A 14,715-nucleotide genomic window follows, 5' to 3' on the forward strand; every position below is an offset into this window, starting at 1 on the left:
CTCGCGCGCCGCACCGCAGCATGTCAGAAAGGCCGCCGATCCCGCTACGGTGGCTTTGATGTTTATGTTTTGTTCCGTTATGCTGGCGAGATGAAGGCGCATGCTCCCAGACGCAAAGCTTCCCCCGGTTCGGTCGCTCCTGCTGCGCGTGGGAGTGGCCGCGTGAGCGATCCGGCCCGCGATCTCTTCGCCGGCAAGGGCAAGCCCTTGCCCGTCGCCGAGCCCAAGCGTCGGCTGACCGAAGCCGCCTCGCCCGTCACGCTGGCGGCGGCCTCCCCGGAGGCGGGCTACACCGCCTCCGACATCGAGGTGCTGGAAGGCCTGGAGCCGGTCCGGCGCCGGCCGGGCATGTATATCGGCGGCACGGACGAGCGCGCCCTGCACCACCTCTTTGCGGAGGTGATCGACAATTCCATGGACGAGGCGGTCGCCGGCCATGCGAGCTTCATCGAGGTGGAGCTCGAGGAGGGCGGTTTCCTCGTCGTGACCGATAACGGGCGCGGCATCCCCGTCGACCCGCACCCGAAGTTTCCGGGCAAGTCGGCCCTCGAAGTCATCATGACCACCCTGCACGCGGGCGGTAAGTTCGATTCGAAGGTCTACGAGACCTCCGGCGGCCTGCACGGCGTCGGCATCTCGGTGGTGAACGCCCTCTCGGACGTGCTGGAGGTCGAGGTCGCCCGCAACCAGACTCTCTACCGCCAGTGCTTCTCGCGCGGGCATTCGCAGGGTGCGCTGGAAATCGTCGGGCGGGTGCAGAACCGGCGCGGGACGCGGGTGCGCTTCCACCCGGACGCGCAGATCTTCGGCTCGCTGAAGTTCGACCCCCGCCGCCTGTTCAAGATGGCCCGCTCGAAGGCCTACCTGTTCGGCGGCGTCGAAATCCGCTGGAAATGTGCCCCCTCCCTGGTCGAGGGCATGGAGGATGTGCCCGCCGAGGCGGTGCACCGCTTCCCCGGCGGCCTGTCGGACTATCTCGCCCGGGACATCGAGGGGAAGGAACTCGTCCTCGACAAGGTGTTCGCCGGCAAGGTGACGAAGCCCGGTTCGCACGGCTCCCTCGAATGGGCCGTGGCCTGGACGGTCGCCGATGACGGCGTCTCGCATTCGTACTGCAACACGATCCCGACGCCGGAGGGCGGCACCCACGAGGCGGGCCTGCGGGTCGCCCTGCTCCGGGGCCTGCGCGAACATGCCGAGCGGGTGAACCAGGCGAAGCGCATGACGGCCGTCACCACCGACGACGTGATGGCGACCTGCGCCTCCATGCTGTCGGTCTTCATCCGCGAGCCGGAATTCCAGGGCCAGACCAAGGACAAGCTCGCCACCGTCGAGGCGCAGCGCATCGTCGAGACGGCGGTGCGCGATGCCTTCGACCACTGGCTCGCCGCCTCCCCGGCCCAGGCGAACAAGCTCCTCGATTGGGTGATCGACCGGGCGGAGGAGCGCCTGCGCCGCCGCCAGGAGAAGGAGGTCGCCCGCAAGAGCGCCACCCGCAAGCTGCGCCTGCCGGGCAAGCTCGCGGATTGCTCGGCGGCCGGCACGGCGGGCTCCGAGATCTTCATCGTCGAGGGCGATTCCGCCGGCGGCTCGGCCAAGCAGGCGCGGGACCGGGCGACGCAGGCGATCCTGCCGCTGCGGGGCAAGATCCTGAACGTCGCCTCGGCGAGCCGCGACAAGCTCGGCGCCAACCAGCTGATCGGCGACCTGACGCTGGCGCTCGGCTGCGGCACGGGGGCGAATTTCCGCGAGGCGGACCTTCGCTACGACAAGGTGATCATCATGACGGACGCCGACGTGGACGGCGCCCACATCGCCTCGCTGCTGATCACGTTCTTCTACCGGCAGATGCCCAAGCTCATCGACAAGGGGCACCTCTACCTCGCGATCCCGCCGCTTTACCGGCTCCAGCAGGGTTCGAAGGTCGCCTATGCCCGTGATGACGCCGACCGTGAGCGGATCGTCAAGAGCCTCTTCAAGGGCGGCAAGGTCGAGATCGGGCGCTTCAAGGGCCTCGGCGAGATGATGCCGGCGCAGTTGAAGGAGACCACAATGGATCCGAAGAAGCGCACGCTGCTGCGCGTCGCGATCCTGGACGAGGCACGGGAATCGACCGGCGATACGGTGGAGCGGCTGATGGGCAACAAGCCCGAGGCCCGCTTCACCTTCATCACCGAGCGGGCCGCCTTCGCGGAAGGCGCCGACCTCGACATCTGAGGGGTGGCCAGGGGCGCTGCCCCTGGACCCCGCCGAAGGACTCGTCCTTCGGGATCCCGGTTATTGCGCCGGAATCGCCTTGGCCGGATCGAAGGCTTGAGCGGCCGAGATCGTGTCCTTGCTCATCTGGAGGATCGCGGAGAAGCGGTCCCCGCCGGGACGCAGCACGAGCGCGTCCGGCTCCACGGCGATCCGCTTGCTGCCGATCCCGAGAAACCCGCCGACATCGATGATGACGGCCTTCAGCGCTCCGCCATCCAGGAGCAGGTCGTCGATCTTGCCGATGCTGTCGCCGGCCGGATTGCGCACCTCGACGCCGATCATGCGCGAGGACAGGAAGATCGCCGGCTTGAGGTTCTGGCGCTTGGCCGCCTCCTCGGCATTCGCGGCGCGCATCAGGCCGCCGCCACCCGCGCCGCCTGTGCTGGTGCCGGGGCCGGTGCCGGGCAGGATCGTGTCCTTCCCGATCACGGTGGCGTCTTGCGCAAGGGCCGGTGAGACGCCGAGGGCGCAGAGGAGGGGCAGCAGGATCAGGCGGGACGGGCGCGACATTCGGCGATCTTCCAGGCAGGATACCCGTCTGAGCGCGGGCGCCCGTCAATCGGCCGATCGGGAGCCGGGTTCCTGAACGTCACGTCGCACGGGCATGTCCCGAAACGAAAGAAGCCCGGCCTTTCGGCCGGGCTTCGAGGGGGCCGCAGCGGTGAGGCTGCGGCGGTGTTCGGCTTAGTACGAGCCGAACTTGTAGTTCACGCCGGCGCGGACGACGGCGAACTCGGTGGAGGCGCGGGTGTTGGCCGGGCCGGAGATCAGCGTCACGCCCGGGGAGGTCGTGGTGATGGTCTGACCGAAGTTGTTCGTGGCGAAGGCGCCGGCCGCGTTGCGGCTGCGGTCCAGGTTCACGTACAGGCCTTCGACCTTCAGCGTGACGGCCGAGGAGCGGAAGAAGTTCAGGAACGAGTCGGTCGGGAGAGCGTACTCGACACCGCCGCCGACAGCGTAGCCGGTCTGGAAGTCGTCGGAGCGCACGCCGGTGCCGAACTGACGGCCGCCGCCGGAGCCGTAGGCGAAGCCGCCGGTGCCGTACACGAGGGTGCGGTCGAAGGCGTAGCCGAGGCGACCGCGGACGGTGCCGAAGTAGTCGAGGCCCGAGAGGCCGTTCGGGTTGTAGACGAGGGTGCCCGGGATGATGGCCGAGCCGGCCGGAGCGGCGGCCGAGAAGCGGTTCCGCTGGGCGCCGAAGTCGGCGTACTGGGCGTCAGCTTCGATACCGACGACCACACCCGAACCCGGGGTGAACTGGTAGTTGTAGCCGATCTGGCCGCCGCCAACGAAGCCTTCGTTGTTGTTGCGGTTGGAGAAGGCGAGGACGCCGGTGGTCGGGACGTTGCCGGCGGCGAAGATCGCGTTGCCGGGGGAGACGCCGACGACGGTCGGGGCGCGGCTGGACGAGGCGTCGAAGCCGTAGCCGGCGTTGAAACCGGCGTAGAAGCCCGTCCAGGTGAAGACCGGAACCGGGGTGAAGACCGGCGGCGGAGCAGCGCGGCGCGGCAGATCGGCGGCCGAGGCAGTGGCGGTCAGGCCGGCAAGAACGGTCGATGCAAGGAGAAGCTTTTTCATCGGGGTACTGAATCCTGGGTTGGCTTAGGCCAGCGGCCTTCTAGGCGCTTGCGGCGATAGGGTCTGTCGCTTTCCTGCAACAAGCAGGGTCAGATTAGCCATGTCGGGTCAACGAAAGGTGAAGGTTATGCGCGCGTAACAGGGGCAGAGGAACGATGTGCTCTATCGCACAGTGGTAGCGCGGTAAGTGATGGCGCCTGAACTATCGTTCCGCGCCTGTCGAAAATGCGGCGAAAGCGCGGCGTGGCGTATTGAACATTTCATACGGGCGCGCCGCCGCGTCGCAGGGGCGGCGTTTTATTTTAGGACGCCCCGCGCCGGAGCCTCGCATGCGGCGCTTGCGCTTGATTAACCATGGTCCCGGCGTGTCGAACGGAGACGCCGCTCCCACCGTGCAAACGGGCGTGCGATCCCCCGTCATCCCGCCCTTCCGGCGGCACCAAGATTGACAAGTCGCCGCAAGGCTCTAGGTGATGCAGTAATCGCTCGGCGGGCGCGGATGCGTCCGCGCGTCCGCTGAATCCCGGATCGTTGCCGCGACGATGTCCTTCGCGCCGGCCGGGTGCGTGAATGTTGCCGACACGAAATGCCGTTCTCCGATCTGGGACTGAGTGAGAAAGTCCTACAGGCCGTCACCTCGGCCGGGTACACCGAGCCAACGCCGATCCAGGCGCAGGCCATCCCCCATGTGCTGGCGCGCCGCGACGTTCTGGGCATCGCCCAGACAGGCACCGGTAAGACGGCGGCGTTCACGCTGCCGATGCTGACCCTGCTGGAAACCGGCCGCGCCCGCGCCCGGATGCCGCGCACCCTCATCCTCGAACCGACCCGCGAACTCGCGGCCCAGGTTGAGGAGAGCTTCGAGCGCTACGGCACCAACCACAAGCTCAATGTGGCGTTGATCATCGGCGGCGTGTCCTTCGCCGACCAGGACGCGAAGCTGACGCGTGGCACCGATGTGCTCATCGCCACGCCCGGTCGGCTGCTCGACCATTTCGAGCGCGGCAAGCTTCTGCTCACGGGCGTCGAACTCCTCGTCATCGACGAGGCAGACCGGATGCTCGACATGGGCTTCATCCCGGATATCGAGCGCATCGTGAAGATGGTGCCGTTCACCCGGCAGACCCTGTTCTTCTCCGCGACCATGCCGCCGGAGATCGAGCGGTTGGCGGACATGTTCCTGCACAACCCGCAGCGGATCGAGGTGGCGCGCGCCTCCTCCACCGCGACCACCATCACCCAGCGCCTCGTCGCGACCTCCGGCGAAGACCACGCCAAGCGCGACCGGCTTCGCCGCCTGATCCGCGCCGAGGATGGGCTGACCAACGGCATCATCTTCTGCAACCGGAAGCGGGATGTCGCGATCCTGCAGAAATCCCTGGTCAGCCACGGCTTCGATGCCGCCGCCCTCCACGGCGACATGGACCAGCGATCCCGCACCGCCGCCCTCGACGCGTTCCGCAATGGCGAGACGGCCCTGCTCGTGGCCAGCGACGTGGCCGCGCGCGGCCTCGACATCCCGGCCGTGAGCCACGTCTTCAACTTCGACATTCCCCGGCACCCGGAGGATTACGTCCACCGCATCGGCCGCACCGGCCGGGCCGGGCGCGCCGGCGCCGCCTTCACCCTCGTGAGCCCCGAGGACGACCGCTCGCTCAGCGCCATCGAGGCGCTGATCGGGCAGCCGATCCCGTGGTTCGACGGCGACCTCACGACCGTTACCCCGTCCGATTCCGAGCCGCGCAGCCGTCATCGCGGCCGCTCGAGCGAGGGGCGCCGGAGCCGAGGCGGCGAGCGCGGCGGCCGGGAAGAACGGCCGCGCGAAGAGCGACCGCGCGAAGAACGTCCACGCCGGGAGGCGCGTGAGCCGCGCGAGCGGTCGGCGGAACCGCGCGAGCGTTCGGCCCCGCGTTCCGAGGCTGCGGCGCCGACACCGGAGCAGAGCCGCCGGGAAGCACCCCGCCGCGAGAGCCGGGAAGCGCCCCGGCGCGAGACTCGGCGCGGGCCCCGTGAGGATGTCGACCACGATACACCGGTCGGGCTGGGCTCGCATGTGCCCGCCTTCCTGCTCCGCGCGCCCAGCGGAAAGCGGGAACAGTGACACAGAGTCGGGGGCAGCGGAGATTGTTTTGAGCGCCGGTCAATTTTCGACGTTCAGCGCTCGGATCAGTCCAAGCCTCTAAAACGGGGGCCCTCGATTAAAGTCTGCGCGGCCGCGCGCCCTTAACTGCGCGTGTACAAAGTCTTGCTACAACCGCGCTCATGCGGCTGTGCCAGGACGGGCAAGCTCGCCCCGAAGCGGGTTGAGGATGAGCCAGGACTCTTTCCCCGATCGTGACCGATCTTTCGCCTTGGCGAAGCGGACGAACGAGCTGATGCGCGACTACGGGCCCTCGGCCACGCCGAGAGCCTATGCCGTGTGGTACACTTATGTTTCGGGAGAGGTGCCGCTCCTCAACGACGCGGTCAAACGCCTGACGGCCGAAAGGGGTCAGCTCTCCGAAGTCGACATCAGCCACCTTCACGAAGCTTATCTCGACGGGCAGCAGCCGTCGTCCGATGCGAGCCTCGTCAGCAAGCGGGTGTTGAGTGAACTGGCGGCGGTCAGCGAGGTGCTCGATCTCTCGCTCGGCTCGACGCAGCAATACGGTGAATCGCTTTCGACGCTGACGCACGACCTCGCGCAAGCGCAGTTGAGCCGGGCGCGCCTCGCCGAGATGGTCGCCTCCCTGGCCGCCGCGACCCGGGAGGTCGTGGCCGACAATCGCGTTCTTGAGGCCCGTATCCGCGAGAGCCGGAGCGAGGTCGAAAGCCTTCGCGAGAAGCTCGAGACCACCCGCACCGAGAGCCTGACGGATCCGCTGAGCGGCCTGTCGAACCGCAAGCATTTCGAAGAGATGATGCAGGCGGCGGTGGCTGAGGTCCGCGCCGGTGGCCGGCTCAGCGTGATCGTCGTCGATATCGATTACTTCAAGCGCTTCAACGACCAGTTCGGCCACCTCACCGGCGATCAGGTGCTTCGCCTGGTGGCCGTGGTGATGCGCGAAAGCGTTCAGGCCAATGCCCGCCTCGCCCGCTTCGGCGGCGAAGAATTCGGCATCATCCTGCCCGGCGCCAACCGGCACGATGCCGTGCAGATCGCCGAGACGATCCGCTCCAGCATGATCGGGCGTGAACTCGTGAAGCGCTCGACCGGTGAATCCCTGGGGAAGGTCACGGTGTCGCTCGGTGTCGCCGAGCATCGCTCCGGCGATACGCCGGCCTCGCTGTTGGAGCGCGCCGACCTGTGCATGTTCGCCGCCAAGCGCGGCGGCCGGAACAAGGTCGTGGACGACGCCTCGATCTCGGCGCCGTCCCAGGCCGCCTGACGACGAGGAGCCGCCCTCAGGCCGAAGCTGGCACCAGTTCCGGCGAGGCGGGGGTGATGGCGACGGACTCGCCGCAGCCGCAGGCCGAGGTCTGGTTCGGGTTGTTGAACACGAACTGCGAGGCGAGCTTGCTGGTGGTGAAATCCATCTCGGTGCCGAGCAGGAACAGCACGGCCTTCGGATCGATGAAGACCTGAACGCCGCGGTCTTCCACCACGTCCTCACCGGGCTTGCGCGCCTCGGCATATTCCATCGTGTAGGTCATCCCGGCGCAGCCGCCGTTCTTCACGCCGACGCGCAAGCCCGCCACCGGCTTATCGGCCTGCGCCATGATCGCCTTGATCCGATCGGCGGCGCGATCGGTCAGCGAAAGAACCTTGAAGCTCGCAGTCATCGTGTGTCTCCGGCCCGAACGGGTTCAAGGCCCGTGGGACGTGGGGTGTCCGCGTTCAAGATAAGCATGCCGGCCGTCCGGGTCCACACGGATCGGGGCGTCACGCGACGAGCCGCGCGAACGCGGCGATGTCGACATTGCCTCCGCTGATGACGACGCCGACGCGCTTGCCCGCGACGTCGAGCTTGCCGTGCAGCACCGCCGCCGCCGCGAGGCAACCGGTGGGTTCGACCACCATCTTCATGCGGGCCGCGAAGAACCGCATCGTCTCGACGAGCTCGTCGTCGCTGACGGTGACGATGTCGGTGACGCGCTCGCGGATGATCGGGAAGGTGAGGGCGCCGAGATAGGTCGTCTGAGCCCCATCCGCGATGGTGCGTGGAACGGGGATCGTCACCACCCTCCCCTCGTGGAACGAACGCCGTCCGTCATCGCCCGCCTCCGGCTCGACGCCGTAGATCGCGATTCCGGGCGAGAGCGCTGCCGCCGCCAGCGCGCAGCCCGCGAGTTGCCCGCCGCCGCCGAGGCAGGCGACCAGCATGTCGAGGGGGCCGGTTTCCTCGATCAGTTCCAGGGCGAGGGTGCCCTGCCCCGCGATGACGTCGGGATGGTCGTAGGGTGGGATCAGCGTCAGGCCGCGCGCCGAGGCGATCTCGCGGCCCAGCACCTCGCGATCCTGGCTGTAGCGATCGTAGGAGACGACCTCCGCGCCGTAGCCGCGCGTCGCCTCCACCTTCACCCGTGGCGCGTCCTCGGGCATCACGATCACGGCCGGTATGTCGAGCAGGCGGCTCGCCAGGGCGATGGCCTGGGCGTGGTTCCCCGAGGAGAAGGCGATGACGCCGCGTCGGCGCACCTCCTCCGGCAGGGCGCTGATCGCGTTGTAGGCGCCCCTGAACTTGAAGGCCCCACCCCGCTGCAGGTTCTCGGCCTTGAAGAAGAGGCGTGCCCCGCTCATCGCATCGGCGGTGCGGGAGGTGAGAACGGGGGTGCGGTGGGCGGTGCCCGCGATGCGGTCGGCGGCGCGTTTTACATCCGCGAAAGTCGGCAGGGCGAGCATTCCAGATCTCTCGTGAACCATCTTGCCGACTTCGGACCCCGAGCGGAGCCATTGGCGTCGCCGGGGATTATCCCTCGCAAGGGGGAACACACAATGGCACGTTTGCAGGCAACAGCGGCAGTTCCACGGATGGCGGTATGACGCGGGACGAGATCCGCCCGTCCGGTACTCCCGTCACTTTCCAGGGTCGTGGATTGGGCCTGCGCCTCGGCTCGCGGCTCCTCGTGATCGTCTGTCCGTTGTGCTCGCAGCGCAACGCGACCCGCGGCGCCGAGCGGGGGATCTGCGAATGGTGCGCCTATGTCCCCTCCGAAAAGGACGAGCATCCGGCGAGGAAATGAACAGCCTTGCGCCGTGGGCGTTGGTTTCGAGAGCCCTCCACCGAGGGTCCGGAATAAGTCTGAGGAGACGCAGCCATGAAGACGACCATGATCCTTGCCGCCGCCAGCCTGCTGACGTTCGGCACCGCCGCCTTCGCGGCCGAAAGCGGCCCGGCGACACAGAGCACGTCCGGCAACGCGGCGGCCCGGATGCAGGGCTCGCCGAACGCGGCGGGTTTCGGCAAGGGCGAGACCACCGGCAGCACCACCACCACGCCGGATTCCGGCATGAAGAGCGACGGCAAGATGCACGGCTCGCCGAACGCCGCCGGGTTCAAGGGCGGCGAAGGCACCTCCGGCACCACCGGCCGCTGATCGACTGACACCGAGAGCGACCGCCCGGATCGGGCGGTCGTTGTCGTGTGCGATGCTCAGGTGTGGATCACCTTGCCGTAAGCGTCGAGCACGCTCTCGTGCATCATCTCGCTGAGCGTCGGGTGCGGGAACACCGTGTGCATCAGCTCTTCCTCGGTGCTCTCGAGGTTCATGGCGACGACGTAGCCCTGGATCAGCTCCGTCACCTCGGCCCCGACCATGTGCGCGCCGAGGAGCTGGCCGGTCTTGGCGTCGAACACGGTCTTGATCATCCCGTCCGGTTCACCCAGCGCGATGGCCTTGCCGTTGCCCGCGAAGGGGAAGCGGCCGACCTTCACGGCAAAGCCCTGCTCCTTCGCCTTGGCCTCGGTCAGGCCGACGCTGGCGATCTGCGGCTGGCAATAGGTGCAGCCGGGGATCTTGCCCTTGTCCATCGGGTGTGTGTGCAGGCCCTTGATGGTCTCGATGCAGATGACGCCCTCGTGCTCGGCCTTGTGCGCCAGCATCGGCGGGCCGGCGACGTCGCCGATGGCGTAGAGGCCCGGCACGTTGGTCCGCCCGAGCCCGTCCGTGACGATGCAGCCCCGGTCGGTCTTCACCCCGAGCTTCTCCAGGCCGAGATTTTCGGTGTTGCCGACGACGCCCACCGCCGAGATCATCTTCTCGGCCTTGATCTGCTGGGTCTTGCCGTCCCCGCCCTCGATGGTGGCGGTGATCGAGTCGGACGCCTTCTCGACCTTCGTCACCTTGGCGCCGGTGAGGATCTTGATGCCCTGCTTCTCGAACCGCTTGCGCGCCATGGCGGCGATCTCGGCATCCTCCACCGGCAGGATCTGCGGCAGGACCTCGACCACCGTCACCTCGGCGCCCATCGTCCTGTAGAATGAGGCGAACTCGATGCCGATGGCGCCGGAGCCCATCACCAGCAGGCTCTTGGGCATCGTCTCGGGGACCATGGCCTCGTAATAGGTCCAGATCTGCTTCTTATCGGGCTCGATGCCCGGCAGGGCGCGGGGCCGGGCGCCGGTCGCGACGATGATGTGCTTGGCCTGATAGGAGCCCGCGCCCTTGGCGCCCTTCGGCGGCTCGGCGCGCTTGCTCTCCTTCACCGCGACCTGGCCGGGCTGGTTGCCCTTGGCGACGGACTCGACCGTGGCCTCGCCCCAGATCACGTCGACCTTGTTCTTTTTGAGCAGCATCCCGACGCCGCCGTTGAGGCGGGCCGAGACGCCGCGTGAGCGCTTCACGATGGCGGCGGTGTCGAACCCGACCTTCTCCGCCGTCAGGCCGTATTCGCCCGGATGCTGGAAGTAGTGGAAGATCTCGGCCGAGCGCAGCAGCGCCTTGGTGGGGATGCAGCCCCAATTCAGGCAGATGCCGCCCAGGTGCTCGCGATCCACTACGGCGGTCTTGAAGCCGAGCTGCGCGGCGCGGATGGCGGTGACGTAGCCGCCGGGTCCGGCCCCGATGATGAGGACGTCGTAGGTCTCAGACATGAAGGGCTCTCCTCAGACGAGCATTCCCATCGGGTTCTCGATCAGCCCCTTGAAGGCCGAGACCAGCTCCGCGCCGAGCGCCCCGTCGAGGACGCGATGGTCGCAGGAGAGGGTGCAGGTCATCACCTGCACGACGGCCGGCGCCCCGTCCTTCACGACGACGCGCTTCTCGCCCGCGCCCACCGCCAGGATGCTCGATTGCGGCGGGTTGATCACCGCCGTGAAGTGCTTGATGCCGAACATGCCGAGGTTCGACACCGAGGTGACGCCGCCCTGGTACTCCTCGGGCTTCAGCTTCTTGGCGCGCGCGCGGGCCGCGAAATCCTTCATCTCCTTCGAGATGGTGGAAAGCGTCTTCTCGTCGGCGCGGCGGATCACCGGCGTAAACAGGCCACCGTCGATGGCCACCGCGACACCGACTTCGGCGTGCTTGAAGCGCAGGATCCGGTCCTCGGCCCAGACCGCGTTGGCGGCCGGAACGCGGGTGAGGGCGAGGCCCATCGCCTTGATGACGAAGTCGTTCACCGAGAGCTTGAAGGCCGGCTTGCCGTCCTTGTCCTTGCCGGCCGAGCCGTTCAGCGTCTCGCGCAGCGTCATCAGTGCGTCGAGTTCGCAATCGACGGTCAGGTAGAAGTGCGGCGCCACCTGCATCGCCTCGGTGAGGCGCTTGGCGATGGTCTTGCGCATGCCGTCGAGGGGCACCTCCTCGTAGGCGTCCTTGGCGTAGAAGCCCTTGACCTGATCGGTCGTGAGCCCGGCGGGCGCGCCGCCTGCGGGAGCGGCCTTCGGCGCGGGGGCAGCCGCCTTCGGGGCCTCGGCAGCGGCGGCCTGGGGCGCGGGTGCCTTCAGCCCGCCGCCGGCCTTCGCCGCCTGCACGTCGCGGGCGATCACGCGGCCATGGGGACCGGTGCCCTGGATGGCGCCGATATCGATGCCGTCCATCTTGGCGAGGCGCCGGGCGAGCGGCGAGGAGAACACGCGGCTCCCCTCCCCGCCGGACGCCGGCGGCGCGGCGGGCTGCCCTGCGGCCGGGTTCACGGCCTTGGCGGCATCGGGCGCCTCGTTCGAGCGCGCGTAGGACATCTGCGCATCGCCCGACGTCTCGGCGTCGGCCTTCGGCGCCTCGGCGGAGGCCGCCTTCGGGGCTTCCGCCTTGCCGCCGCCGGCCGGCGCCTGGATGCTGCCGGGATCCTCGCCCTCGCTCGCGATCACCGCGATGAGATCGTTCACCGGCACATCGGCGGTGCCCTCCGGCACGACGATCTTGGCGAGGATGCCCTCGTCGATCGCCTCGACCTCCATGGTTGCCTTGTCGGTCTCGATCTCGGCCAGCACATCGCCGGACTTGATCGGATCGCCTTCCTTCTTGAGCCACTTGGCGAGGTTGCCCTTCTCCATCGTCGGGGACAGGGCGGGCATCAGGACGTTGATCGGCATGGTCAGGTCTCGGGCGTGGCCGGATCGGCGAAGGGGAAGAGATCGTCGAAGGGGAATGACACGGCGTCGAAGGGCGCCAGCGAGACGGGCTCGCCGCCGACCACCGTTCCGAGCAGGAGCCACCGGCCGCCGGTCAACGCGAACCCTTCGAGGGTGCGCTGGTCGGGGTCGAGCAGCCAGAGATGGCCGATGCCGGCCTCGGCATAGATCCGGCGCTTCGGCCCACGGTCGAGCCGGAACGTCGAGGGCGAGAGGATCTCGCAGGCCCAGTCCGGCGGGGTCGCGATGAAGGCGCCCTCCGGTTCGGTGGGCATCCGCTCCCGGCGCCACCCGGCGAGGTCCGGGACGACGACATGCGGACCGAGATGCAGTTCCGGCTCGGCCATGAAGACCCAGCCGCCCGGCCCGCCACGGCCACGGCCGAAGGGCATCTGCAACTCGGCGCCGAGACTCACGGACAGTGACGCGTGCCTCGGCCTCGGACGCGGATGCGTCTCCAGCGTTCCGTCCACGATCTCGGCGACGAGATGCGGCGGCACCGCTGCGAGATCGGCATAGGTGGCGAGGCGCGGAGCCGCCTGGGCCATGCGGGCCCCCGTCAGTTGAACTCGCCCGGAGCGAGGCATTCCGCCTCGATCGCGGCGCGGATCCGCTCGAACGCCTCATCCTCCGACATGTCGGTATCGACCGCGTAGGCGTGCGCCGCCTGCCGGGCGAGATCGACCAGCAGCCGGCCCCAGGTCGCCGGGTCGTCGAAGGAACGCCGCAGGGCGACGCTCACGGCGCCGTCCACCACCGCCGCGCGCAGGACCTCGACGCCGCCCTGTTCCAGGGCGTCGGGCGGTGCGGCGAGTTCGGCGAAGTTCGCGCTCATCGAACGGGACCGGGTTGCGTTGCCCCGCCGGAGCGACGGGAGGATAGGCCAGGGTGGGCTTAATGGACCCTACGACTTGTAGCAGACGGCCTTGGCCGCCTCGATCACCTCGGCCACGTTCGGCAGGGCGAGCTTTTCGAGGTTGGCGGCGTAGGGCATCGGCACGTCCTTGCCGGTCACCCGCAGGACGGGGGCGTCGAGGTAGTCGAAGGCATCGACCATGAGCCGCGCCGAGATCTCGGCGCCGACGCCGGATTGCGGGAAGCCTTCCTCGACGGTGATGCAGCGGCCGGTCTTCTTCACCGATTCGAGCACCGTCTCGGTGTCCATCGGGCGGATCGTGCGCAGGTCGATGACCTCCGCCTCGATGCCCTGCTCGGCCAGCGCCTGCGCCGCCTTCAGGGCGTAGGTCATGCCGATGGCGAAGGACACGATGGTGACGTCCGTGCCCTGGCGGTGGACCCGCGCCTTGCCGATCGGCAGCACGAAGTCGTCGAGCTTCGGCACCGGGAAGGTCTGCCCGTAGAGGATCTCGTTCTCGAGGAAGATCACCGGGTTCGGATCGCGGATCGCGGCCTTCAGCAGGCCCTTGGCATCGGCGGCCGTGTAGGGCGCGATGACCTTGAGGCCTGGCACGTTGGAGTACCACGCGGCATAGTCGTGGCTGTGCTGGGCGGCGACGCGGGCCGCCGCGCCGTTGGGGCCGCGGAACACGATAGGGCAGCCGAGCTGGCCGCCGGACATGTAAAGGGTCTTGGCCGCCGAGTTAATGATCTGGTCGATCGCCTGCATGGCGAAGTTGAAGGTCATGAACTCGACGATGGGCTTCAGCCCGGCCAGCGCCGCGCCGACGCCGATGCCGGCGAAGCCGTGCTCGGTGATCGGGGTATCGACCACGCGCTTGGCGCCGAATTCCTGCAGCAGGCCCTGCGTGACCTTGTAGGCGCCCTGGTACTCGGCGACCTCCTCGCCCATCACGAAGACGTCGCCGTCGCGGCGCATCTCCTCGGCCATGGCATCCCGCAGGGCCTCGCGGACGGTCATCGTGACCATCTCGGTGCCGGCCGGGAATTCCTCCATCACCGGGTCGTTCGCCTTGGCGGAGATCTTCGCCGGAGCGGCCGGAGCGCGGGGGGCGTCGTCGGCGGTCTTGGCGGTCGTGGCGGGCTTGTCGCCGCCGGCCTCGACGGTGGTGTCGTGGCCGTTCGCCTTCGGTGCCTCGGCCTTCGGCTTGCCGCCCGACGAGGCTGCGCTTTCGACGTCCTCGCCCTCGTCCGCGATGATCGCGATGGGGGTGTTGACGGCGACGCCCTCGGTGCCCTCGTCCACGAGGATCTTGGCGAGGACGCCCTCGTCCACCGCCTCGACCTCCATGGTCGCCTTGTCGGTCTCGATCTCGGCCAGCACGTCGCCGGACTTGATCGGATCGCCGACCTTCTTGAGCCATTTCGAGAGCTTGCCCTCCTCCATGGTCGGAGACAGGGCGGGCATGAGGATATCGGTCGCCATGGTGAGTTCTTCGCGTCGCTCTCGTACGGGGGCGGCCTAGGGGTT

General features: G+C 68.3%; 14 protein-coding genes. 5 read left to right on the plus strand and 9 right to left on the minus strand.

All coding sequences use genetic code 11. The features are described 5' to 3' along the window. Positions 1-162 precede the first annotated feature (162 nt). Positions 163-2,217 (plus strand): DNA topoisomerase IV subunit B, encoded by a 2,055-nt coding sequence (gene parE / locus ACS5Q7_RS09345; protein ID WP_478339054.1) that lies wholly within the window; start codon positions 163-165, stop codon positions 2,215-2,217. Positions 2,218-2,277: 60 nt separating this feature from the next. On the opposite strand, the gene ACS5Q7_RS09350 is transcribed toward parE, so the two are convergent. Continuing rightward, positions 2,278-2,769 carry a PRC-barrel domain-containing protein gene (locus ACS5Q7_RS09350; protein ID WP_478339055.1) on the minus strand — a complete coding sequence of 164 codons (492 nt, stop codon included), beginning with the start codon at positions 2,767-2,769 and terminating at the stop codon, positions 2,278-2,280. Between the two features lie 174 nt (positions 2,770-2,943). Further along, the gene (locus ACS5Q7_RS09355) at positions 2,944-3,837 is read right to left on the minus strand and encodes an outer membrane protein (protein WP_478339056.1); all 894 of its coding nucleotides are present in this window, start codon (positions 3,835-3,837) and stop codon (positions 2,944-2,946) included. Positions 3,838-4,423: 586 nt separating this feature from the next. On the opposite strand from ACS5Q7_RS09355, the gene ACS5Q7_RS09360 reads away from it, so the two are divergent. Then, positions 4,424-5,938 (plus strand): DEAD/DEAH box helicase, encoded by a 1,515-nt coding sequence (locus ACS5Q7_RS09360; RefSeq protein WP_478339057.1) that lies wholly within the window; start codon positions 4,424-4,426, stop codon positions 5,936-5,938. 208 nt (positions 5,939-6,146) lie between these two features. After that, positions 6,147-7,205: a GGDEF domain-containing protein gene (locus ACS5Q7_RS09365; protein ID WP_478339058.1), complete on the plus strand. Its 1,059-nt coding sequence runs from the start codon at positions 6,147-6,149 to the stop codon at positions 7,203-7,205. Between the two features lie 16 nt (positions 7,206-7,221). Here the strand turns inward: ACS5Q7_RS09365 and ACS5Q7_RS09370 are convergent, their stop codons facing one another. Together ACS5Q7_RS09370 and ACS5Q7_RS09375 are read right to left on the minus strand one after the other, a co-directional pair. After that, positions 7,222-7,599, minus strand: coding sequence for a HesB/IscA family protein (locus ACS5Q7_RS09370; protein ID WP_478339059.1), 378 nt, complete (start codon positions 7,597-7,599; stop codon positions 7,222-7,224). Positions 7,600-7,699: 100 nt separating this feature from the next. After that, positions 7,700-8,659: a threo-3-hydroxy-L-aspartate ammonia-lyase gene (locus tag ACS5Q7_RS09375; RefSeq protein ID WP_478339060.1), complete on the minus strand. Its 960-nt coding sequence runs from the start codon at positions 8,657-8,659 to the stop codon at positions 7,700-7,702. A gap of 137 nt (positions 8,660-8,796) precedes the next feature. On the opposite strand from ACS5Q7_RS09375, the gene ACS5Q7_RS09380 reads away from it, so the two are divergent. Both ACS5Q7_RS09380 and ACS5Q7_RS09385 read left to right on the plus strand, forming a co-directional pair. After that, positions 8,797-9,000, plus strand: a complete 204-nt coding sequence (locus tag ACS5Q7_RS09380) for a hypothetical protein (RefSeq protein ID WP_478339061.1) — start codon at positions 8,797-8,799, stop codon at positions 8,998-9,000. Positions 9,001-9,075: 75 nt separating this feature from the next. Next, positions 9,076-9,354, plus strand: coding sequence for a hypothetical protein (locus ACS5Q7_RS09385; protein WP_478339062.1), 279 nt, complete (start codon positions 9,076-9,078; stop codon positions 9,352-9,354). Positions 9,355-9,410: 56 nt separating this feature from the next. Here ACS5Q7_RS09385 and lpdA read toward each other — a convergent pair whose 3' ends face one another. The 5 genes from lpdA to ACS5Q7_RS09410 all read right to left on the minus strand — a co-directional run bounded on the left by lpdA (position 9,411) and on the right by ACS5Q7_RS09410 (position 14,670). Beyond that, a complete protein-coding gene (gene lpdA / locus ACS5Q7_RS09390) occupies positions 9,411-10,850 on the minus strand; it encodes a dihydrolipoyl dehydrogenase (protein ID WP_478339063.1) in 1,440 nt (479 codons plus the stop codon). A gap of 12 nt (positions 10,851-10,862) precedes the next feature. Next, entirely contained in the window at positions 10,863-12,287 is a 1,425-nt protein-coding gene (locus tag ACS5Q7_RS09395; RefSeq protein WP_478339064.1) for a pyruvate dehydrogenase complex dihydrolipoamide acetyltransferase, read from the minus strand. Positions 12,288-12,289: 2 nt separating this feature from the next. Continuing rightward, positions 12,290-12,874: a Uma2 family endonuclease gene (locus ACS5Q7_RS09400; RefSeq protein WP_478339065.1), complete on the minus strand. Its 585-nt coding sequence runs from the start codon at positions 12,872-12,874 to the stop codon at positions 12,290-12,292. Positions 12,875-12,885: 11 nt separating this feature from the next. Next, positions 12,886-13,161: a DUF5076 domain-containing protein gene (locus ACS5Q7_RS09405; RefSeq protein WP_342164985.1), complete on the minus strand. Its 276-nt coding sequence runs from the start codon at positions 13,159-13,161 to the stop codon at positions 12,886-12,888. 69 nt (positions 13,162-13,230) lie between these two features. Next, on the minus strand, positions 13,231-14,670 hold the full coding sequence (locus tag ACS5Q7_RS09410; RefSeq protein ID WP_478339066.1) for a pyruvate dehydrogenase complex E1 component subunit beta: 1,440 nt from the start codon (positions 14,668-14,670) through the stop codon (positions 13,231-13,233). Positions 14,671-14,715 lie beyond the last annotated feature (45 nt).

The organism is Methylobacterium sp. Gmos3 (assembly GCF_056430985.1).